This window comes from Streptomyces roseus (assembly GCF_001044425.1).
Taxonomy (GTDB): domain Bacteria; phylum Actinomycetota; class Actinomycetes; order Streptomycetales; family Streptomycetaceae; genus Streptomyces; species Streptomyces roseus.
Map to the genome: position 1 here is coordinate 74752 of NZ_LFML01000149.1, position 19926 is coordinate 94677.

Sequence of the window (19926 nt, forward strand, 5' to 3'; positions counted from 1 at the left end):
CTTGCCCTCGCGGACGGTGCCCTGCACCACACCCGCCGCCGTCTCACCGACGGCGAGGGCGGTCAGACCGGAGAGGAGCTCCTCGCGGGTCTCGCCGAGGACGACGGCCCGCTCGTTCAGCCGGGCGCGCCGGGTGGCCAGCGCCCGGCCGGTGACCGCGAGGTCCGCCTCGTCCAGGGTCTCCAGGTGCGCGATCAGACGTTCCGCCTGAGCCCGTACGGCCTGCGCCGTGCGGCCCGACACCACCCACGGGAGGAGCCCGGCGGAGGACTCGGGGGCCTCGGGGGCCTCGGGGGTCTGCGCGGCGGCCTCGGCGGGGGCCGGGGCCGGCGGCTCTTCGAGGGTGAGGTGGGCGTTCGTACCGCTGATGCCGAAGGAGGAGATGCCCGCGCGGCGCGGCCGCTCGCCCGCCGGCCACTCGACCGCGTCGGTCAGCAGCTCCACCGCGCCCGCGTCCCAGGCGACCTGAGGCGAGGGCTCTTCGGCGAACAGGGTCCGCGGCAGGACGCCGTGCTCCATCGCCTGGAGCATCTTGATGACGCCCGCGACACCGGCGGCGGCCTGCGTGTGCCCGATGTTCGACTTGATCGAGCCCAGCAGCAGCGGCCGTCCGTCCTGCGGGCGCTCCTGGCCGTACGTGTCCAGCAGCGCCTGCGCCTCGATGGGGTCGCCGAGCGTGGTGCCGGTGCCGTGGCCCTCGACGACGTCGACGTCGGCGGCGGTCAGGCCGCCGTCCTGGAGGGCACGGCGGATGACGCGCTGCTGCGAGGGACCGTTCGGGGCGGTCAGCCCGTTGGACGCGCCGTCCGAGTTGACGGCGGAGCCGCGCAGGACGCCGAGGATGCGGTGGCCGTTGCGCTCGGCGTCCGACCGGCGCTCCAGGAGGACCAGGCCGACGCCCTCGCCCCAGCCCGTGCCGTCGGCGCCGCTGCCGAAGGACTTGCACCGGCCGTCGGCGGCCAGGCCGCCCTGCCGGCTCATGTCGATGAAGGTGTCCGGGGTGGACATGACGGTCACACCGCCCGCGAGCGCCAGCCCGCAGTCGCCGCGCCGCAGCGCCTGCGCCGCCCAGTGCATGGCGACGAGGGAGGACGAGCACGCCGTGTCCACCGTGACGGCGGGGCCTTCGAGGCCGAGCGCGTACGCGACGCGGCCCGAGACCACGCTCGCGAGGCTGCCGTTGCCGTGGTAGCCCGCGAGCTGTTCGGGCAGCGGGCCCAGGCGCAGGCCCCAGTCGTGGTACATCACGCCGGCGAAGACACCGGTGTCGCTGCCGCGCAGGGCGTGCGGGTCGATGCCGGCCCGCTCGAAGGTCTCCCAGGAGACTTCCAGGAGCAGCCGCTGCTGCGGGTCCATGGCCTGCGCCTCGCGCGGGCTGATACCGAAGAACTCGGCGTCGAACTCGGCGGCGTCGTAGAGGAACCCGCCCTTGTCGCTGAGGCTCTTGCCGGGCTTGCCCGGCTCCGGGTCGTGGATGTCGGAGTCCCAGCCGCGGTCGACCGGGAACGGGCCGACGGCGTCGACCCCGCCCTGGACGAGCTGCCACAGGTCGTCGGGCGTCGAGACCCCGCCCGGGTAGCGGCAGGCCATTCCGACGATCACGATCGGGTCCTCGTCGGCCGCCGCGAGCGCGACGGGCGCCGCCGTACGGCGGGCCTCCTTGCCCGGGGTGCCCAGCTTGTCCGCGAGGTGGTCGGCGAGCGCGCTCGGCGACGGGTAGTCGAAGATCAGCGTGGCCGCGAGCGGCAGGCCGATGGCCGAGCCGAGCCGGTTGCGGAGCTCGACGGCGGCGAGCGAGTCGAAGCCCATCTCGTTGAAGGCGCGCGTCGGGTTGATCCGGTCGCCGCTCTCGTGACCGAGGACGGCCGCGACCTGCGTGCGGACGAGGTCCAGCAGGGCCTCGCCGCGCTCGGCGCGGGAGAGGCCCGAGAGCCGGCGGGCGAGGGACTGCTCGACGGGGACGGCGCCGACGCCCGCGGCGCGGCGGGCCGGGCGGACCAGTCCGCGCAGCACGGAGGGGACCTCGGCGTCCCGCGCCTGGAGGGTGCGCAGGTTGAACCGGACGGGTACGACGGCGCCTTCGCCGCCGGTGGCGGTGAGCGCGCCGTCGAGCAGCGCGAGGTTCTCGGCGGGGGAGAGCACCTGGAGGCCGAGCCGCTCGATGCGGCGCAGGGCGGCCTCGTCGAGCTGCCCGCCCATGCCGCCGACGCCCGTCCACAGGCCCCAGGCGAGGGAGGTGGCCGGGAGTCCGGCGGCGCGGCGGGTGGTGGCCAGGGCGTCGAGGAAGCCGTTCGCGGCCGCGTAGTTGGCCTGGCCCGCCCCGTCGAGCAGCGTGGCGGTGGAGGAGAAGAGGACGAAGGCGGACAGGTCCAGGTCCCGCGTCAGCTCGTGCAGGTGCCAGGCGCCGTCGGCCTTCGGCCGCAGTACGGTGTCCAGCCGCGCGGGATCGAGGGAGCCGATCAGGCCGTCGTCGATGACGCCGGCCGCGTGGACGACGGCGGTCAGCGGCCGGTCGGCGGGGATCGCGGCGAGCAGCGCGGCCAGCGCGTCCCGGTCGGACGCGTCGCAGGCCGCGACGGTCACCCGGGCGCCGAGCGCGGTCAGTTCCTCGGCGGTCTCCCGGACGCCCGGGGCGTCCCCGCCGCGGCGGCCGGTCAGCAGCAGGTGGCGTACGCCGTGCTCGGCGACCAGGTGGCGGGCGACGGCGGCGCCGACCCCGCCGGTGCCGCCGGTGATCAGTACGGTGCCCTGCGGGCCCCACGGCGCGGGCTGCGGCTCGGCGGCGGGGAGGGTGGCCAGCCGGGAGACGTACAGCTCGCCGCCGCGGACGGCGGCTTCGGGCTCGTCGAGGGCCGCGGCGATCCGCAGCAGCTCGTCGGGCTCCAGCGAGCCGTCGGAGTCCAGCAGCACGAACCGGCCCGGGTGCTCGGCCTGCGCGGAGCGCACCAGGCCCCAGACGGGCGCCTGGGCCAGGTCGACGTCCTCGCCGGGGGTGACGGAGACCGCCCCGCGGGTGAGGACGACGAGGGGGCCGGCGGCCGGGTCCTCGTCTTCGAGCCGGCGCTGGAGCGCGGCCAAGACGTCCTCGGCCACGGCACGCACCTGCGCGGGGATGTCGCCCGCGGTGCCCCGCAGGGCGTGGTGGGCGACGGCGGTCGGCGCGTCCTGCGCCGCCTGGGCGTCCTGGGCGTCCTGGGCGTCCTGGGCGTCCGCCGACAGCGGGACGGGCAGCGGCCGGGAGGTCCAGCGCAGGTGGAACAGCGCGTCGTGCGCCCGGGGGCGCAGCTGTTCGGCGGTGACCGGGCGGACCGTGAACGACTCGACGGAGGCCACGGCCAGGCCGTCGGCCCCCGCCAGGTCGAGCGCGACGGAATCGGCGCCGGTCGCGGTGATCCGTACGCGCAGCGCGGAGGTCCCGGCCGCGGCCAGGGAGACCCCCGACCAGGCGAACGGCAGTCGCGGGCCGTCGGCGACGGGCTCGGGGGAGGCGAAGTCGGTGGCCTGGAGGACGGCATCGAGCAGCGCCGGGTGCAGCCCGAACGCGGAGGCCTGCTCCTTGATGTGCGCCGGCAGCGCGACCTCGGCGTAGGCCACGCCTTCGGCGCCCCGCCAGACGGCCTTCAGACCGTGGAACGCGGGGCCGTAGCCGTACCCCTGGGCGGCCATGTCCTCGTACAGGCGCGTGGTGTCCACGGCGCGGGCGCCGCGCGGCGGCCACACGGAGGCGTCGAAGGGCTCGGCGGCAAAGGGCCCGGCGGAGGCGGCGCTCAGCACGCCCGAGGCGTTGCGGGTCCACGACGCGTCGGCGGGGGCGTCCTCGTCGCGGGAGTAGAAGGCGATCGGGCGGCGGCCGTCGCCGGCGGTGGCTTCGACCACGATCTGCAGGGCCACCCCGCCCGTCGCGGGGAGCAGCAGCGGAGCCTCCATGATCAGCTCGTCGAGCCGCTCGCAGCCGGTCTCCTCGCCCGCGCGCAGCGCGAGTTCGACGAAGGCGGTGCCCGGAAGCAGCGTGCTGCCGGCGATGACGTGGTCGGCCAGCCACTGCTGCGAGCGCGGGGAGACCCGGCCGGTCAGCACCGAGGCGCCGGTGTCGGCGAGCGAGACGACCGCGCCCAGCAGCGGGTGGTCGGCGGCGACCTGACCGAGCCCGGCGGCGTCGCCGCGCGAGATCGGGGCGGCCAGCCAGAAGCGCTCGCGCTGGAACGCGTACGTGGGCAGCTCGACGCGGCGCGCGCCGCTGCCCGCGTAGTACGCCTCCCAGTCCACCCGCGCCCCGCGGGCGTGGGCGGTGGCGAGGGCGGCCGACAGCTGCCGCGGGTCCTCGTGGCCGCGGCGCAGCGCGGAGACGAACACCGGGGAGCCGCCGGGGAGTCCGAGGCCTTCGAGGCAGTCGCGGCCCAGGCCCGACAGGACCGGGTCGGGGCCGATCTCCAGGAAGGTGGTGGCGCCGAGCTCGGCGAGCGCCCGCACCCCGTCGGCGAAGCGGACGGCCTCGCGGACGTGGCGGACCCAGTACTCCGGGGAGCACAGCTCGGCGGCGGTCGCGGCGCGCCCGGTCAGCGTCGACACCAGGGGGATGCGCGGGGCGCTGTAGTCCAGGATCTCGGCGATGCGGCGGAACTCCGCGAGCATCGGCTCCATGAGCGGCGAGTGGAAGGCATGGCTCACCCGCAGCCGCTTGGTGCGGTGGCCGTCGGCCTCCAGGCGGGCGGCGACCTCGGCGACGGCCTCGGCCTCGCCCGATACGACCACGGACGCCGGGCCGTTGACGGCGGCGATCGCCACCCGGTCGGCGAGTGTCCCGACCAGCGGGGCGACGGTCTCCTCGGAGGCCGCCACGGCCACCATGGCGCCGCCGCGCGGCAGTTCCTGCATCAGGCGGCCGCGCGCGGCCACCAGGGTCGCCGCGTCGTCCAGCGAGAGCACGCCCGCGACGTGCGCGGCGGCGAGCTCGCCGATCGAGTGGCCCGCCACGTAGTCGGGGCGCACTCCCCAGGACTCCAGCAGCCGGAACAGGGCGACCTCGACGGCGAACAGGGTCGCCTGCGCGTACACCGTCTCGTCGAGCAGGGTGCTGTCGGCGCTGCCCTCGGCGGCGAACAGGATCTCGTGCAGCGGCCGGTCCAGCTGGAGGTCGAGGTGGCCGATCGCCTCGTCCAGGGCGGCGGCGAACACCGGCTGGGTTTCGTACAGCCCGCGGCCCATGGCGGCGCGCTGGCTGCCCTGGCCGGTGAAGAGGAAGGCGAGGCGCCCGCTGTCGGCGGTGCCCGGGAAGACGTACGGGGACTCCTGGCCCTCGGCCAGGGCGCGCAGCCCCGCCCGTACGCCGTCCGCGTCCTCGGCGGCGACCACGGCGCGGTGCGCGAGGCGGGCGCGGGTGGTGGCGAGGGAGTAGCCGAGGTCGGCGGCGGCCGGGGCGTCCTCCTGCTCGGCGCGGGCGAGCAGGCGGGCGGCCTGGGCGCGCAGCGCGGCCTCGCCCGCGGCGGAGACCGGCAGCAGCACGGGGGCGGCCGGCCGGGCGGTACCGGGCGCGGCGGCGGGGGCGTCCTCGGGGTCGGCGGCGGCCTCGGCGGCCGGCGGCTCCTCGATGATGACGTGCGCGTTGGTGCCGCTGACACCGAAGGAGGAGACGCCCGCGCGGCGGGGCTCCTCGCCCTTCGGCCAGGGCCGGGACTCGGTCAGCAGGCGGACCTCGCCCGCGGACCAGTCGACGTTGGGGGTGGGTTCGTCCACGTGGAGCGTGCGGGGCAGCTCGTCGTGGCGCATCGCCATCAGCATCTTGATGACGCCGGCCGAGCCGGCCGCCGCCTGGGTGTGCCCGATGTTCGACTTGGCGGAGCCGAGCCACACCGGGTCGTCCCCGGGGCGGTCCTTGCCGTACGTGGCGAGCAGGGCCTGCGCCTCGATCGGGTCGCCGAGGGTGGTGCCGGTGCCGTGCGCCTCGACCGCGTCGACCTGCCGCGAGGTCAGGCCGGCGTTGGCGAGGGCCTGGCGGATGACCTGCTGCTGGGCCCGGCCGCTGGGCGCGGTCAGGCCGTTGGAGGCGCCGTCCTGGTTGAGGGCGGAGCCGCGGATGACGCCGACGATCGGGTGGCCGCTGCGCTGCGCGTCCGAGAGCCGCTCCAGGACGAACACGCCGACGCCCTCGGCGAAGGCGGTGCCGTCGGCGGCGGCCGCGAAGGCCTTGACGGTGCCGTCGGGGGCGAGGCCCCGCTGGCGGCTGAAGGCGGTGAAGGTGCCCGGGCTGCCCATGACGGCCACGCCGCCGGCGAGCGCGAGCGTGCACTCGCCGCGCTGGAGCGACTGGACCGCCAGGTGCATGCCGACGAGGGAGCCGGAGCAGGCGGTGTCGACGGTCAGGGCCGGGCCCGCGAGGCCGAGGACGTAGGAGACGCGGCCGGATATGACGCTGGGGGCGTTGCCGCTCAGCAGGTAGCCGTCGAGGCCGTCCGGGGCCTCGTGCAGCCGCATCGCGTATTCCTGCGGCTCGGCGGCGATGAACACGCCCGCCTCGGTGCCGCGCAGGGTCGCCGGGTCGATGCCGGCCCGCTCGACGGCCTCCCACACCGTCTCCAGCACCAGCCGCTGCTGCGGGTCCATCGCGAGGGCCTCGCGCGGGCTGATACCGAAGAAGTCCGCGTCGAACTCCGCCGCGTCCGGCAGGAAGCCGCCGTGGCGCACGTACGTGGTGCCCGGCGTCGTCGCGTCGTCGGAGAACAGCGCCTCCAGGTCCCAGCCGCGGTCGGCGGGGAACTCGTCCCGTACGTGCTCTCCGTTGCTGACCAGGCGCCACAGGTCCTCCGGGGAGGCGATCCCGCCGGGGTAGCGGCAGCCGATGCCGACGATGGCGATGGGCTCGTCGGAGACGGCCGCGGCGCGCACCGGCGCCTCGGGGCGGTCGGCCAGGCCCAGGACCTCGGTGCGCAGGTGCGCGGCGAGTTCGGCCGGCGAGGGGTGGTCGAAGGCGACGGTCGGTGGCAGCGCCAGGCCGGTGGCCGCGTTCAGCCGCACCTGGAGCTCCAGCAGCGCGACCGAGTCCAGGCCCAGGTCCTTGAAGGAGCGGTCGGCGTCGAGCGACACGGGCAGCGCGGCCCCCGCGAACGCCTCCGGGGCGTCGGCGTACTTCGCCCGCAGCACGGCGAGGGCGTGATCGTGTACGAGGTCGAGCAGGACGTGCGTCTGTTCGGTCGTCGGAAGCGCCTCGAGGTCCCGCACGAGCGCGGACTCCGTCGCCGCGTCCGCCGCGGTGTGACCGGTCGGCACACCGTCGGTGCCGGAGACAAAGTTTCCGGGCTCAGTCATCTAGCAACTCCACACACTCGTTGTCCGCAAAGGACGAAAGGACGTAAAGGCGTTCGCGTTGGTAAGGACCCGAGGACCCGAGGACGCGAGGACCTGAGGACCCGAGACCGGAGGGCTCGAGGGCCCGAGACCGGAGGGCTCCGGTGCGACGGAGCGTCGACAAGTCGTCGTCCGCCCGGAGACGGGGGGTGTCTCCGGGCGGACGGGCGGGGTCACTCGGCGGTGGCTACCGCGTGCTCGACGAGGCTCAGGGCCTGCACCGGGCAGGCCTCGATGGACTCCAGGATCTGGTCGCGCAGCGACTCGCCCGGCTCGTCCACGACGAGGATGGCCTGGCCGTCCTCGTTCTGGTCGAAGACGTCCGGACCCGAGAGCACACAGGCCCCACAGGCAACACAGACGTCCTTGTCGATAATGACCTGCAGCATCTTCGTCCTCTCCGTTACCAGGTGACCGGCAGCTCGTGCAGGCCGTCGATGAGGGCCTTCTCCTTGAAGGGCAGCTCCTCGACCGGCTTGGCCAGACGCAGCCCCGGGATGCGGCGCAGCAGCGTCGTGAAGACGACCTCCATCTGCATCCGGACCAGGACCTGGCCGGCGCAGCGGTGGTGGCCGTAGCCGAACGCGATGTTCTGCGCGGCCTCCTTGCGGTGGAAGTCGAGGGTGTTCGGGTCCGCGAAGACCCTCGGGTCGTGGTTGGCCGCGGTGAGCGAGCAGATGACGCCCTCGCCCTTGCGGATCAGCTGCCCGCCGATCTCCGCGTCCTCCTTCGCGACGCGGACGGTGCCGTGGTCGGCGACGCTGGAGAAGCGCATCAGCTCGTCGACCGCCTGGCCGGCGAGCTCCGGCTTCTCGCGCAGGAGCGCCGCCTGGTCGGGGTGGCTGAGCAGCACCAGGACGGCCATGGTCATGCCGTTCATCGTGCTCTCGTGACCGCCCGCGATCATCGTGCGGACGAGGGCGCTGATGTCGGTGGGGCCGAGGTCGCCGCCGCGCTCCCGGTTGCGCAGGATCAGGCTGCTGATCAGGTCGTCGGCGGGGTTCTCCGTACGCTCGGCGATCAGCCGGTGCAGCAGGATCTCGACCTCGGTGTTGGCGGCCGCGTGCTCCTCCGGGGTGCCCTGGGTCACCAGCGAGGTGATCCAGCGGTAGAAGAGGTCCGTCTGGTCGCGCGGTACGTCGAGCAGCTCGGTCATCGCGACGGACGGCAACGGCATCGTCAGCGCGGAGATGATGTCCACCGGGCCGCCCTGGGCGAGCATCGCGTCGATGAGCTCGTCGACGATCTCCTGGGTGCGGGGCCGCATGGCCTCGACCTTCTTGGCGGTCATCTCCGGCATCAGCATCATGCGGTGCTGCGTGTGGACGGGCGGGTCCATGTGGAAGAGGGTCCGCTGGACGATGCCCTGCTCCAGCAGCTCCAGGGGGAAACCGAACTGGAGCGGGTAGCCGGGGTCGGCGATGTCCGACTCGAAACGGGGGTCGCGCAGCATCTGCTGCATGTCCTCGTACCGGGTCAGCAGCCAGGCCTCGCGACCGTTGAACGTCAGCTTCACGCGGGAGACGGGCTCCGTCTCGCGCAGCACGGCGTAGTCCGGAGCCGGCTGCATCGGACAGCCGGTGCGCGGCAGCGGAAACGCGCGGACCGTCGTCTCCGACCGCGCAGTGGTGAGTTCCGTCATGGGTCCCTCTCTCATCCGCCCCGCACCTGGTGTGCGGTCACGGCCTGGATCGATCGCGTGGGTCGTGGTCGGGCTCGGGCTCGGGCTCAGCGGGTGGCGGTGGGAGGGCGCACGCACCGGCGCGTCACCGTCGACGGAAAGCGCCTGCGCATTCCTCCCCCGGACTGTCCCCCGGCATTGCCGGGAGGTGTCCCGTCCGGGAGGACCCCCATCCGGAGTTCACCCCATGCAGGCTGCTGTCCTTCACGCCCGCTGAAAACCCCTAAGCCGCGCCGCCCCTGATGGGAATGGCGGGGACCGGGCGAAATTAGGGGTGGTGAAGGGTGGTTGCAGGGGGCGGTGGCAATGGCGGCCGCAGCCCGCGCCCCGTTTCGATGGGGTGAGGCCTCGGGATACCGCCCGGCCTCGGGATACCCCCGGTCCCGGGATACCGCCCGGTCCCGGGACGAGGCCCGGTCACCGGCAAGGGAAGTCGAGGAGTCATGACGGAAACGCCGCAGGGCACCAGCGCATGGATCCGGCGGTTCCAGCCCTCACCGGACGCCCCCCACCGCCTCGTCTGCTTCCCGCACGCGGGCGGCGCCGCCACCTACTGGTTCCCGACGGCGCAGGCGCTCGCCCCCGGGGTGGACGTGCTCGCCGTGCAGTACCCCGGGCGCCAGGACCGGCGTACGGAGCCCTGCGTCGAGTCCGTCGAGACGCTCGCCGACCGCACCGCCGAGGAGGTCCTGGCCTGGTCGGACCGGCCCGTGACCCTGTTCGGGCACAGCATGGGGGCCATGGTCGCCTTCGAGACCGCCCGCCGCCTGGAGGAAGCGGGCCGGCCGGCGGCCGGGCTCGTCGTCTCCGGGATGCGCGCCCCGTCCCGGACCCGCGGCGTACCGGGCCGCGCCCAGGCCGCCCAGGCCGCGCAGGCCGCCGAGACCGAGGAGGAGCTCGTCGCGGGCATCCTGCGCCTCCAGGGCACCGACGCGGCCGTCCTGGAGGACCCGGAGCTCGTCCGCATGATCCTTCCCACCATCCGCAGCGACTACAAGGCCGCCGAGAGCTACCGCTGGCGCCCCGGCCCGCCGCTGCGCACGCCGATCGCCGTGCTGACCGGGACCGAGGACCCGCACGTGGACAGGGACCAGGCAGAGGCATGGCGCGAACACACCGCCGGACCGTTCAGCCTCACCGTCTTCACCGGTGGCCATTTCTTCCTGAACGAACACGCCGAGGGCGTACGGAAGGTCGTTACCGACCACATTGCCCGGTCGTTCCAATCGAACTCAGTCTGAATTCAAGCGACATCTGAAAAGAAGGATGTCCTGTCTCCCTCGGGTATTTTCCAGCCGGTTCACGGGGGGACGACCCGAGCCACAACTCAAGGCAGGAGTGGGGCGTTGGCCAGCCTCTCGTATTCGATACGCGAAGAATCCGCAGCAGCGGGAATTGCTCCCGGACCCGGACCGTCCCAAAAGGAAACCGTCCACGGGCTGCTGGACGCCGCCGCCGCGGCGGCGCCGGACGCCCCCGCCATCCGCGACGGCGCGGGTGCCTGGACCTACCGGCAGCTCGACGAGTACGGCCAGGCCTTCGCGGCCTGGCTGCACGGCCGCGGCATCGGCGTCGGCGACCCGGTCGTGCTCCAGCTGCCGACCAGCCGCGAGCTGGCCGCCATGTTCTACGGGGCCTCCCGCGCCGGAGCGGTGTTCGTACCGCTCAACCCCACCATGAAGCCCTACCACCTGCGCCAGGTCAGCGAGAACGCCGGGCCCAAGCTGGCCATCGGCGACTCCGCCACCGCGGCCGCCCTCGGCGAGGCCGTCGGCGCGGTGCACCTGCTCGCCGACGTGTGGTCCGAGGTGGAGGAACTGCGGGCCCAAGGCGCCCGCATCACCTCCGAGGTACGCCCCGACGACGTGGCGACCCTCATCTACACCTCCGGCAGCACCGCCGCCCCCAAGGGCGTCGTGTGCCCACACGCCCAGGTCGCCTTCGCCTCCCGGGGCCTGGTCGAGGCGCTCGGGTACCGGTCGGACGACATCGTCTTCTGCCGCTTCCCGATGTCCTGGGACTACGGCCTCTACAAGGTCGTCATGACCTGCATCGCCCGCTGCGAGATCGTCCTCGCCGACCAGGACTCCGACCTCACGCTGGTGCGCCGCATGCGCGAGACCGGCGCGACGGTCGTCCCGATCGTCCCCTCCTTCGCCAGCATGATCGTCACCCTGGCGAAGCGGGACACCGGGCCGCAGGCCCCGGTCCGGATGTTCACCAACACCGGCGCCGCCCTGCCGCCCGCCACCATCGACGCGCTGCGCGAGCACTTCCCCGGAGCCCGCGTGGTGCGCCAGTACGGCCAGACCGAGGCCAAGCGCATCACCGTCATGCCGCCCGAGGAGGACCGGATGCGCCCCGGCGCCGTGGGCCTGCCGCTCCCCGGCACCCGCGTGCTGATCGTCGACGCGGACGGCAACGAACTGCCCGCCGGCGAGGTCGGCGAGATCGTCGCCGTCGGCCCGCACGTCATGCCCGGCTACTGGAACAGCCCCGAGATCACCGCCAACACCTTCCGCACCGACCCCGCCAGCGGGCAGCGCAGCCTGCACACCGGGGACTACGGCCACCTCGACGCCGACGGCTACCTCTACTTCGAGGGCCGCCGCGACGACATGTTCAAGCGCAAGGGGCTGCGCATGAGCACCCTGGAGATCGAAGGCGCCGCCATGGACATCCCCGGAGTGCGCGCCGCCGCGGCCCTGGCGCCCGGCGAGAAGCACGACCTCGCCCTCTTCGTCGAAGCCGACCTGACCCCCGCCGAGGTGCTGAAGGGCGTGGCCCAGCGCCTGGAGCCCGCCAAGGTCCCGGCGATCGTCCGCGTGCTGAGCGAGTTCCCGCTCACCCAGCACGGCAAGAACTCCCGCAAAGAGCTGGCCCTGCTGCTCGAAGGAAGTGGAAAGTGAGTTTCCCGTCCATGGAGCCGACCGAGCTCGCCCGCCAGTACGGCACGCCCCTCTACGTCTACGACCTCGACCGCGCCCGCGCCGCCCGCCGGGACCTCTTCGGCTGGCTGCCCGAGGGGTTCGAGGTGTTCTACGCCTTCAAGGCCAACCCGCACGTCGACCTCGTACGGGCGCTGCGCGACGGCGAAGGCCCCGCCTGCAGGGCCGAGATCAGCTCCACCGGTGAGCTCGCCGCCGCCCTCGAAGCCGGCTACCCCGGCTCCGACATCCTCTACACCGGGCCCGGAAAGACCCCCGAGGAGCTGTCCGAGGCCATCGGGGCCGGCGTGCGCACCTTCTCCGCCGAGTCCCTCAGCGACCTGGAGCACATCGGCGGCGCCGCCCTCGAACACGACACGGTCGCCGACTGCCTGCTGCGCATCAACAGCGCCACGGCCAGCGCCACCACCAGCATCCGCATGACCGGTGCCCCCACCCAGTTCGGCATCGACAGCGAGACCGTCGCCGGCCTCGCCCAACAGCTGCGCTCGGTCCCCGGCACCCGCATCGCCGGACTCCACCTCTTCTCCCAGAGCAACGCCGCCGACGAGGAAGCCCTCATCGGCGAACTCACCCACACCATCAAGGTCGCCGCCGCGATCCAGGAGGACCTCGGCGTCCCGCTGCGCCTGCTCGACATCGGCGGCGGCTTCTCCGTCCCGTACGCGCAGCACGGCGAGCGGCACCGCTACCCCAAGCTGCGCACCGAGCTGGAGGCCTCGCTGGACCTCCACTTCCCGCAGTGGCGCGAGGGGGCGCCGCGGCTCGCCGTCGAGTCGGGCCGCTACCTGTCCGGCGACAGCGGCACCCTCGTGGCCCGCGTCAGCAACGTCAAGATCAGCCGGGGCAAGAAGTTCGTCATCCTCGACGCCGGCATCAACACCTTCGGCGGCATGTCCGGCCTCGGCCGGCTGCTGCCGGTGTCCGTGCAGGTCGAGGCGGGGGAGGAGACCGAGAAGGCGAGCCTGGTCGGCCCGCTGTGCACCCCCGGCGACGTCCTGGGCCGCGGCATCGACCTGCCCCCGCTGGAGGACGGCGACCTCGTACGCATCCCCAACGCCGGCGCGTACGGGCCCACGTCGAGCCTCCTGATGTTCCTCGGCCGCCCGGCCCCGACCGAGGTCGCCGTCTCCGGGGGCAAGGTCGTCTCCGTCTCGCGCATCGAACACGTACGCACCTACCGGAGTGTGGAGGGCGATGATGCGTGACCTGTCCGCCAGAGGCGCCAAGTCGCTCGTCGATCGGTCGAAGGGGACCGTGATCGTCACCACCCTGGCCTCCGACTCCCACACCTGGAACCTCGTCTTCCTCCAGCTGCTCATCGAGGAGTGCGGGTACGACGTGGTCAACCTCGGCCCGTGCGTCCCCGACGAACTGCTCGTCTCCGAATGCCGCGACCGCAGCCCCGAGATGATCGTCATCAGCAGCGTCAACGGCCACGGCTACCAGGACGGCATGCGCGTCATCGGACAGCTGCGCGAGGCCGCCCCGCTGGCCGCGACGCCCATCGTCATCGGCGGCAAGCTCGGCACGGACGGCGGCGAGGGCGCCAGCCGTACCCACGAGCTGATGGCCGCCGGCTTCGACGCCGTGTTCGAGGACGGCCAGGACCCGATCGCCGCGTTCCACGCCTTCCTCGCCACCCTGCCGTCGCAGCCCCGGCGGCCGGCCGTGGAGGCCGCGGACCACGCCCGGGTCTCCGCATGAGCGGACCCGCCACCGTCCGCGAAGGGCTGCCCGCCGGCCCCGCCCCCGTCGACTTCGGGGAGTTCGTCCGCAGGGAGGGCGGCAACGGCCGCCTCGTCGTGCAGCCCCGCATGGGCTTCGGGGACCCAGGCCGGATGCGTACCGGGCTCGTCGCCACCAAGGCCGCCCGCGCCGCCACGGTCGGCACCCTCACCCTCGACAGCTACACCCGCGTCGGGAACCTGGACGCCGTCGAGACCGCCCTGCGCGACGGCATCGACCTCAACGGCTACCCGGTCGTCAGCCACCCGGCGCACACCACCGCCGCCGTCCTCGACGGCGTGCGCGACCGGGACTTCCCCGTCCAGGTCCGGCACGGCTCCGCCACGCCCCTCGACATCTTCCGGGCGATGATGCGGCTGAACCTCAACGCCACCGAGGGCGGGCCGGTCTCGTACTGCCTGCCCTACGGGCGCACCCCGCTCGCCGACGCCGTACGCAACTGGGAGGAGTGCTGCGACCTGTACGTGCGGATGCAGGACGTCGGCATCGAACCCCACCTGGAGACCTTCGGCGGCTGCATGATGGGCCAGCTGTGCCCGCCCGGCCAGCTCGTCGCCATCAGCTTCCTCGAAGCGATGTTCTTCGCGCAGCGCGGGCTGCGCTCCATCTCCATGAGCTACGCCCAGCAGACCGACCCCGTCCAGGACCGCGAGGCCGTCACCGCCCTGCGCCGGCTGAGCGCCGAGATGCTGCCGGTCGCCAACTGGCACGTCGTCATCTACGCCTACATGGGCGTCTACCCCGAGACCGACCACGGCGCGTACGGGCTGCTCGCCGATGCCGCCCGGCTCGCCGTCACCACCGGCGCCGAACGCCTCATCGTCAAGACGGCCGCCGAGGCCCGCCGCATCCCCACCGTCGCCGAGAACGTCCAGGCCCTCGAATACGCCAGCGACACCGCGCTGCGCACCGGCCGCGGCCGCGACGAGACCTTCGCCGACACCCCGACCTACCAGGAGGCGCGCGCCCTGGTCGAGGCCGTCCTCAACCTCGACGACGACCTGGGGCGGGCCCTGCTGAAGGCCTTCCGGCACGGCTACCTCGACGTCCCGTACTGCGTGCACCCCGACAACGCGGGCCGGGCGCGCAGCTACATCGACGCGCGCGGCCGGCTGGCCTGGGCCGACACCGGCAAGCTGCCGATCGCCGGGATCGCCGAGCGCGGGCCCTCGCGGAAGATCGGCTCGGCCGACCTCATGAACGACCTGTTCCATGTCCGCTGCAAGTTCGACGCGGGACCCCGCGAACTCGACCCCGCCACCGCCGAGCTGATCCGCGGCCGGGCGGCGATCGGGTCACGGACGAAGGAGTACACCGCATGACCACACAGACCATCCCCGTGGAGACCGGCGCCTGGGTGCGCCGCTTCCACCCCGGCGGCCAGGATGCCCGGCACCGGCTGATCTGCTTCCCGCACGCGGGCGGTTCGGCCTCCTTCTACTTCCCCGTCTCCCGGGCGCTGACCCCGGGCGCGGACGTGCTGGCAATCCAGTACCCGGGCCGCCAGGACCGCCGGCACGAGCCCTGCCTGGACACGATCGGGGAGCTCGCGGACGCCCTCGCCGCGGAGATACGCCCGTGGTGCGACCGGCCCGTCACCTTCTTCGGGCACAGCATGGGCGCGACCCTCGCCTTCGAGGTCGCCCGGCGCCTGGAGGCCGGGGGCACCGTCCTGCACGGACTGTTCGCCTCGGGCCGGCGCGCCCCGTCCACCGTCCGCGACGAGCGGGTGCACCTGCGCGACGACGAGGGGCTGCTCGCGGACATCACGCGGCTCGCGGGTACCGACAGCGCGGTGCTGGGCGACCCGGAGATCGTCCGTATGATCCTGCCGGCGATCCGCGCCGACTACCGGGCCGCCGAGACCTACCGGTACCAGCCCGGCCCGCCGCTGACCTGCCCGCTCTTCGTCCTGACCGGCGACAGCGACCCGCACGTGACGGCCGAGGAGGCGCGGGCCTGGGAGCGCCACACCACGGGCCCGTACGCGCTGCGCACCTACCCCGGCGGTCACTTCTACCTCAACTCCCAGGCGGGCGCCGTCCTGGGGGAGATCTCCGCACACCTGGGCTGACCGGCTCCCGGCCGGCTCCCGGCCGGCCCGGGTCGGGGCCCCGGCTCCCGCCGAATCCGGCGGGAGCCTTTCCCGTATCCCGGCCCGGCTTTCCGACCGGGGTGCGGGAAAACGGCCTGGTGACGCATACCATGTCACTGGATGCGTGCGTGATACGCATGTGCTTACGCATGCGCACGCTCTCACGCAAGGCATCCATCCGGATCTCTCGAAGAGGACGAATGAAGGCGGGACGCTCCATGACCAGCAACGAGGGCAGCGGCCTGCCGGGCAGCATCGACGTGCTGTGGGAGCTGCGCAGCAAGGAACAGCGCGGAGCCCGCGCGGGCCTGAGCGCGGCACGCATCGTCACGGCGGCGATCGAGTACGCGGACGAGTTCGGGCTGGGCTCCCTGTCGATGGCCCGGGTGGCCGAGCGGCTCGACTTCGCGACGATGTCCCTGTACCGGCACGTGTCGAGCAAGGACGAACTCCACTCGCTCATGGTCGACATGGCGTACGGCAAGCCGCCGCTGCTCGAAGGCAGCGACAAGGACTGGCGCGGCGGCCTGGAGCTGTGGGCCCGCGCGTTCCTGGAGATCTTCCGGCGCCACCCGTGGATGCTCCAGGTCCCGGTCAGCGGGCCGCCGCTGGAGCCGGGCCAGATGAGCTGGCTCGAATGCGGGCTGCGCACCCTGGGCCGCACCGGGCTGTCGCCGAACGAGAAGCTCTCGGTGATGCTGCTGATGGTCGGCTACGTACGCAACAACGCGCAGGTGTCCATGCCGCTGACCAGCCAGGACCAGAGCGAGGAAGAGCTCATGGCCAACTACGGCCGGGCGATGGACAAGTTCGTCGACGCGGAAACCTTCCCCGCGGTCCGCGAACTGATCGAAGCCGGCACCTTCCAGGAGACGGATGACGACTTCACGTTCGGCCTGGAACGCGTCCTGGACGGCATCGAGGTCCTGATCCGCAAGAACACGGGCGAAAACCCCCTGGCCTGATCACGGCCTTCTCCGCGCCCGGCCCCGGAGCCTCGCGTTCGGCCGGCGCCGGGCGCCGTACGAGTACGGGTCCGGCCCGTCACCTGAAAAGGGCGACGGGACGGACCCGTACCGGTTCTTGCCCGTCTCAGGCGCCGCCGGTGGGCCGGACGACCGGCCACTCGATGTCGACGGAGGAGGTGCTGGAGACGGTGGTGGGGTGCGGGTTCGGCCATTCGATGTCGGCGGGGGAGGGGTTGGCGAGGGTGGCGACGAGGGCGGCCGTCAGGATCACCGTGGCGGCAACGAAGGATCGCATGGGGATGGACTCCTGAGAGGGATGGAGGGGGAGATGCACAAATAGGCGCGAACCGTCAGACGGACGTCACTCCGAAGCGCCACCGTCCCCGAGCTGGCGTCCCCGGGCCGGTAACATCAACTTGCCAAAAATTGCCAAGAAGGTCAACTAGTTGCGCTGGACTCCATGCAATTCCGGCAGAAGATTTGCCAGCGTGTGAACGCCCTGGGTACACTGGCGGGCACGGGGCCACGTTTGTACACCTTTTAAGTAGGGCTGACATGACAACCGAGTCGTCCTTCGGGCTCCGTCTGAAGACACTGAGGCAGCAACAGGGACTCTCCCAGGCCGAGCTGGCCGGCGGCGAGATCTCCACGGGATATCTGTCGCGGCTGGAGTCGGGTGCGAGGCAACCGACGGAGCGGGTGATCGTCTATCTTGCCAAGCGGCTCGGCGTCGACCGCTCCGCCTTCTACGCCCGGCCGAGCACGACCAACTCGCTCGCCCGGGCACTGAGCCTGGCCGCCTCCACCGACAACGACGCGGCCGTGGAGGACCTGATCGAGGTACTGGCCGCGGCCGCGGACGAGGACCCGTTGCTGCGCTGGCAGGCCCTCTGGCTGATCGCGCAGTACCGCAACGGCCGCGGGGAGCACGCCGAGCAGTTGGCCTGCCTCGAGGAACTGTCCCAGATCGCCGACGAGTTCGAGCTGCCCGCACTCCAGTGCAGGTCCCGCAGCCGGCTCGCCCGCTGCCTGCGCGCCACGGGTGACGTCGCCCGCGCGCTGGAACTCGCCGTGAGCGCCCACCAGGTGGCCAGGGAAGCCGCACTGCCGGTGTCCGACAAGGCGAACGCGCTGCTCGCGCTGGTCTCCGTGGAGGCCGAGGCGGGCCGGCTGCCCGATGCCCGGGCGCACGCCGAAGAGCTGGTGGCCCTCGTCGCCGACGGGCCGCAGACCCTCAGGGCCGAGGCGCTCTGGTCGGCCGCCACGGTCTCCTCGCGCCAGGGCGACGACGACGCCGCGCGCGCCTTCCTCCAGCAGGCCATGACCGCCCTGGACAGCCGTGTGGATCCCGTGCTGTGGGCGCGACTGCGGTTGGCCGCCGCCTCCCTCTACCTCCAGGGGAGTCCGCCCTCCCTCGGGCGCGCCCGTGCGTGCCTGAAGGAGGCGGACGCGGCGTTCGCGCTCATCGGCACCCAGGTTCAGCAGCAGGAGCTGCTGGTCCTCCAGGCTCACCTCGCCTTCACGGAAGGCCACCACGACACGGCGCGCGCCGCGCTCTCCCGGCTCGACCCCGACAATCTGGTGCTCACCTACCGGGACCGGATCCGGCTGCAGACGCTGGACGCCCGGCTCCTGATCGTGGAGGGCCACCGGGAGCAGGGCCTCACCCGCCTCAAGCAGCTGGCCGAGGAGGCGCGCGGCGCCGCCTACCTGGACCTGGCCGCCGAGATCTGGCGGGTCCTGGCGGAGGTCCTGGAGGGTGCCCCCGCCCGCTGACACCGCGCACCCCGGTCACCGCGAACGCCGTCGCCCCCGTAATGCCGGAAGCGGCCGCTCCCCTCTCGGGGGAGCGGCCGCTTCCGGCATTACGGGGGCGACGCGCTCAGATCTCGTCCAGGGCGGCGCGCAGACCGCTCGCGAGCTCCTCGAACTCCTCGTCGGTGAAGGTCAGCGCCGGCACCAGCATGATGAAGTCGGTGCCGGGCTGGACGATCAGGCCGCGCCGGCGGGCGGCGGCCGTCAGCGGGTCCGAGGGGACGGACAGCTGGATGCCGCGGAAACAGCCCAGGCCACGGGTCTCGACGACCTTCGGGTGGGCGGAGATCTCCTCCAGCAGGGCGTCCAGCTTCAGGGACAGCTTCTGCGCCAGGGCGACGGCGTCCAGGCGCTCCATCTCCGCGATGGTCGCGATGACGGCGGCGCAGCTGGTGGGGGAGCCGGCCTGGGTCTCGCCGTGGAAGAGGACCGCGTCCGTGGCCTCGAACGTCTCGCAGACGTCGTGGGAGACGACGATGGCGGACGCCGCGCAGGTGCCGTTGGTCAGACCCTTGGATGTGATCATGATGTCGGGCTTGAACGGCCAGTTCTGGGAGGCGAAGTACGCGCCGGTGCGGCCGAAGCCGGTGGCGACCTCGTCGGCGATCACCAGGAACCCGTACTGCGCGCGCAGCTCCTCGATGGAGTCCAGCAGCTCCTGGGAGACCGGGTGCGCACCGGTGCCGAGGACGGGCTCCAGTACGACGGCGGCGATCCGGTCGCCTTCCCGGGCGAGCAGCTCGGTCAGGTCGCCGGCGCCCTCGTGGCTGACGTGCCGGACCCGGCTGCGGTCGATGCGGTAGACGTCCTGGCCCAGCGGCTGGCCGGTGAGGGCGAAGCTGCCGTAGGTCAGGCCGTGCCAGCTGCCCTTGAGGCCGACGACGATGTCGCGGTTCTCCTCGCCGCGCAGCGCCTGGTAGTGGCGGACCAGCTTCATCATCACGTCGTTGGCGGCGCCGCCGGAGGTGGAGAACAGCACGCGGCCGAAGTGGTCGGGGCCGCTGACGCCGAGCAGGGCCGTGGCCGCCTGCTCGGCGAGGCGGTGCCCGCCGCGGAACAGCGGCAGGTAGGACGCGGTGTTCAGGCACTCCGTGATGGCCTCGGTGACGGCCTTGTTGCCGTAGCCGAGGTTGGCGTTCCACAGGCCGCTCATCACGTCCAGCGCAGAGGTGCCGTCGGCGAAGTGGACCCGGTTGCCCTCGCAGCCGATGCCGTGGACCTCGGGGCGCCCGTAGCGGCTGGGCAGGACGAGCGACTCCCACAGGGGGTAACGGTGCGCGGTGGTGGTGGTCATGTGAAGTCTTCCCATTCGTGTGAGGTGGAGAGAAG

At 73.1% G+C, this 19926-nt stretch carries 13 protein-coding genes; 8 read left to right on the plus strand and 5 right to left on the minus strand.

Annotated features, from left to right (window positions below; all coding sequences use genetic code 11):
- From ACS04_RS39780 to ACS04_RS30730, 3 genes are all read right to left on the minus strand, one after another.
- On the minus strand, positions 1-7302 hold a 7302-nt coding region (locus ACS04_RS39780; RefSeq protein ID WP_245236624.1), incomplete at its 3' end, for a type I polyketide synthase.
- A 212-nt stretch (positions 7303-7514) separates the two neighbouring features.
- On the minus strand, positions 7515-7730 hold the full coding sequence (locus ACS04_RS30725) for a ferredoxin (protein WP_229907090.1): 216 nt from the start codon (positions 7728-7730) through the stop codon (positions 7515-7517).
- Between the two features lie 14 nt (positions 7731-7744).
- Positions 7745-8983 carry a cytochrome P450 gene (locus ACS04_RS30730; protein ID WP_048480100.1) on the minus strand — a complete coding sequence of 413 codons (1239 nt, stop codon included), beginning with the start codon at positions 8981-8983 and terminating at the stop codon, positions 7745-7747.
- Between the two features lie 482 nt (positions 8984-9465).
- Here ACS04_RS30730 and ACS04_RS30735 point away from each other — a divergent pair, with 482 nt between their 5' ends.
- The 7 genes from ACS04_RS30735 (at position 9466) to ACS04_RS30765 (ending at position 16779) form a co-directional block, all read left to right on the plus strand.
- Complete coding sequence (locus tag ACS04_RS30735; protein ID WP_048480101.1) at positions 9466-10263, plus strand: thioesterase II family protein; 798 nt, start codon at positions 9466-9468, stop codon at positions 10261-10263.
- A gap of 198 nt (positions 10264-10461) precedes the next feature.
- Positions 10462-11931: an AMP-binding protein gene (locus ACS04_RS30740; RefSeq protein WP_078865536.1), complete on the plus strand. Its 1470-nt coding sequence runs from the start codon at positions 10462-10464 to the stop codon at positions 11929-11931.
- Positions 11932-11942: 11 nt separating this feature from the next.
- A complete protein-coding gene (locus tag ACS04_RS30745; RefSeq protein ID WP_048480102.1) occupies positions 11943-13178 on the plus strand; it encodes a type III PLP-dependent enzyme domain-containing protein in 1236 nt (411 codons plus the stop codon).
- Complete coding sequence (locus ACS04_RS30750) at positions 13171-13677, plus strand: cobalamin B12-binding domain-containing protein (protein ID WP_209441817.1); 507 nt, start codon at positions 13171-13173, stop codon at positions 13675-13677. The genes ACS04_RS30745 and ACS04_RS30750 overlap by 8 nt, the downstream gene beginning before the upstream one ends.
- Positions 13674-15041 (plus strand): methylaspartate mutase, encoded by a 1368-nt coding sequence (locus ACS04_RS30755; RefSeq protein ID WP_048480104.1) that lies wholly within the window; start codon positions 13674-13676, stop codon positions 15039-15041. Before ACS04_RS30750 ends, ACS04_RS30755 begins: the two co-directional genes overlap by 4 nt.
- Positions 15038-15793 carry a thioesterase II family protein gene (locus tag ACS04_RS30760; protein ID WP_048480105.1) on the plus strand — a complete coding sequence of 252 codons (756 nt, stop codon included), beginning with the start codon at positions 15038-15040 and terminating at the stop codon, positions 15791-15793. The genes ACS04_RS30755 and ACS04_RS30760 overlap by 4 nt, the downstream gene beginning before the upstream one ends.
- A gap of 239 nt (positions 15794-16032) precedes the next feature.
- On the plus strand, positions 16033-16779 hold the full coding sequence (locus ACS04_RS30765) for a TetR/AcrR family transcriptional regulator (RefSeq protein ID WP_078865537.1): 747 nt from the start codon (positions 16033-16035) through the stop codon (positions 16777-16779).
- A gap of 127 nt (positions 16780-16906) precedes the next feature.
- Here the strand turns inward: ACS04_RS30765 and ACS04_RS38460 are convergent, their stop codons facing one another.
- On the minus strand, positions 16907-17077 hold the full coding sequence (locus tag ACS04_RS38460) for a hypothetical protein (RefSeq protein ID WP_158977700.1): 171 nt from the start codon (positions 17075-17077) through the stop codon (positions 16907-16909).
- A gap of 260 nt (positions 17078-17337) precedes the next feature.
- On the opposite strand from ACS04_RS38460, the gene ACS04_RS30770 reads away from it, so the two are divergent.
- Positions 17338-18558 carry a helix-turn-helix domain-containing protein gene (locus ACS04_RS30770; RefSeq protein WP_048480106.1) on the plus strand — a complete coding sequence of 407 codons (1221 nt, stop codon included), beginning with the start codon at positions 17338-17340 and terminating at the stop codon, positions 18556-18558.
- Between the two features lie 106 nt (positions 18559-18664).
- Here ACS04_RS30770 and mpaD read toward each other — a convergent pair whose 3' ends face one another.
- On the minus strand, positions 18665-19891 hold the full coding sequence (gene mpaD, locus ACS04_RS30775) for a daptide-type RiPP biosynthesis aminotransferase (RefSeq protein WP_245236625.1): 1227 nt from the start codon (positions 19889-19891) through the stop codon (positions 18665-18667).
- Positions 19892-19926 lie beyond the last annotated feature (35 nt).

What these genes read in the sequence shown, in the direction of transcription:
- ACS04_RS30725 (WP_229907090.1), bottom strand. Translation starts at nt 7,730, where the DNA reads ATGCTGCAGGTCATTATCGACAAGGACGTCTGTGTTGCCTGTGGGGCC.
- ACS04_RS30730 (WP_048480100.1), bottom strand. Translation starts at nt 8,983, where the DNA reads ATGACGGAACTCACCACTGCGCGGTCGGAGACGACGGTCCGCGCGTTT.
- ACS04_RS30735 (WP_048480101.1), top strand. Translation starts at nt 9,466, where the DNA reads ATGACGGAAACGCCGCAGGGCACCAGCGCATGGATCCGGCGGTTCCAG.
- ACS04_RS30745 (WP_048480102.1), top strand. Translation starts at nt 11,943, where the DNA reads ATGGAGCCGACCGAGCTCGCCCGCCAGTACGGCACGCCCCTCTACGTC.
- ACS04_RS30750 (WP_209441817.1), top strand. Translation starts at nt 13,171, where the DNA reads ATGCGTGACCTGTCCGCCAGAGGCGCCAAGTCGCTCGTCGATCGGTCG.
- ACS04_RS30755 (WP_048480104.1), top strand. Translation starts at nt 13,674, where the DNA reads ATGAGCGGACCCGCCACCGTCCGCGAAGGGCTGCCCGCCGGCCCCGCC.
- ACS04_RS30760 (WP_048480105.1), top strand. Translation starts at nt 15,038, where the DNA reads ATGACCACACAGACCATCCCCGTGGAGACCGGCGCCTGGGTGCGCCGC.
- ACS04_RS30765 (WP_078865537.1), top strand. Translation starts at nt 16,033, where the DNA reads ATGACCAGCAACGAGGGCAGCGGCCTGCCGGGCAGCATCGACGTGCTG.
- ACS04_RS38460 (WP_158977700.1), bottom strand. Translation starts at nt 17,077, where the DNA reads ATGCGATCCTTCGTTGCCGCCACGGTGATCCTGACGGCCGCCCTCGTC.
- ACS04_RS30770 (WP_048480106.1), top strand. Translation starts at nt 17,338, where the DNA reads ATGACAACCGAGTCGTCCTTCGGGCTCCGTCTGAAGACACTGAGGCAG.
- mpaD (WP_245236625.1), bottom strand. Translation starts at nt 19,891, where the DNA reads ATGACCACCACCACCGCGCACCGTTACCCCCTGTGGGAGTCGCTCGTC.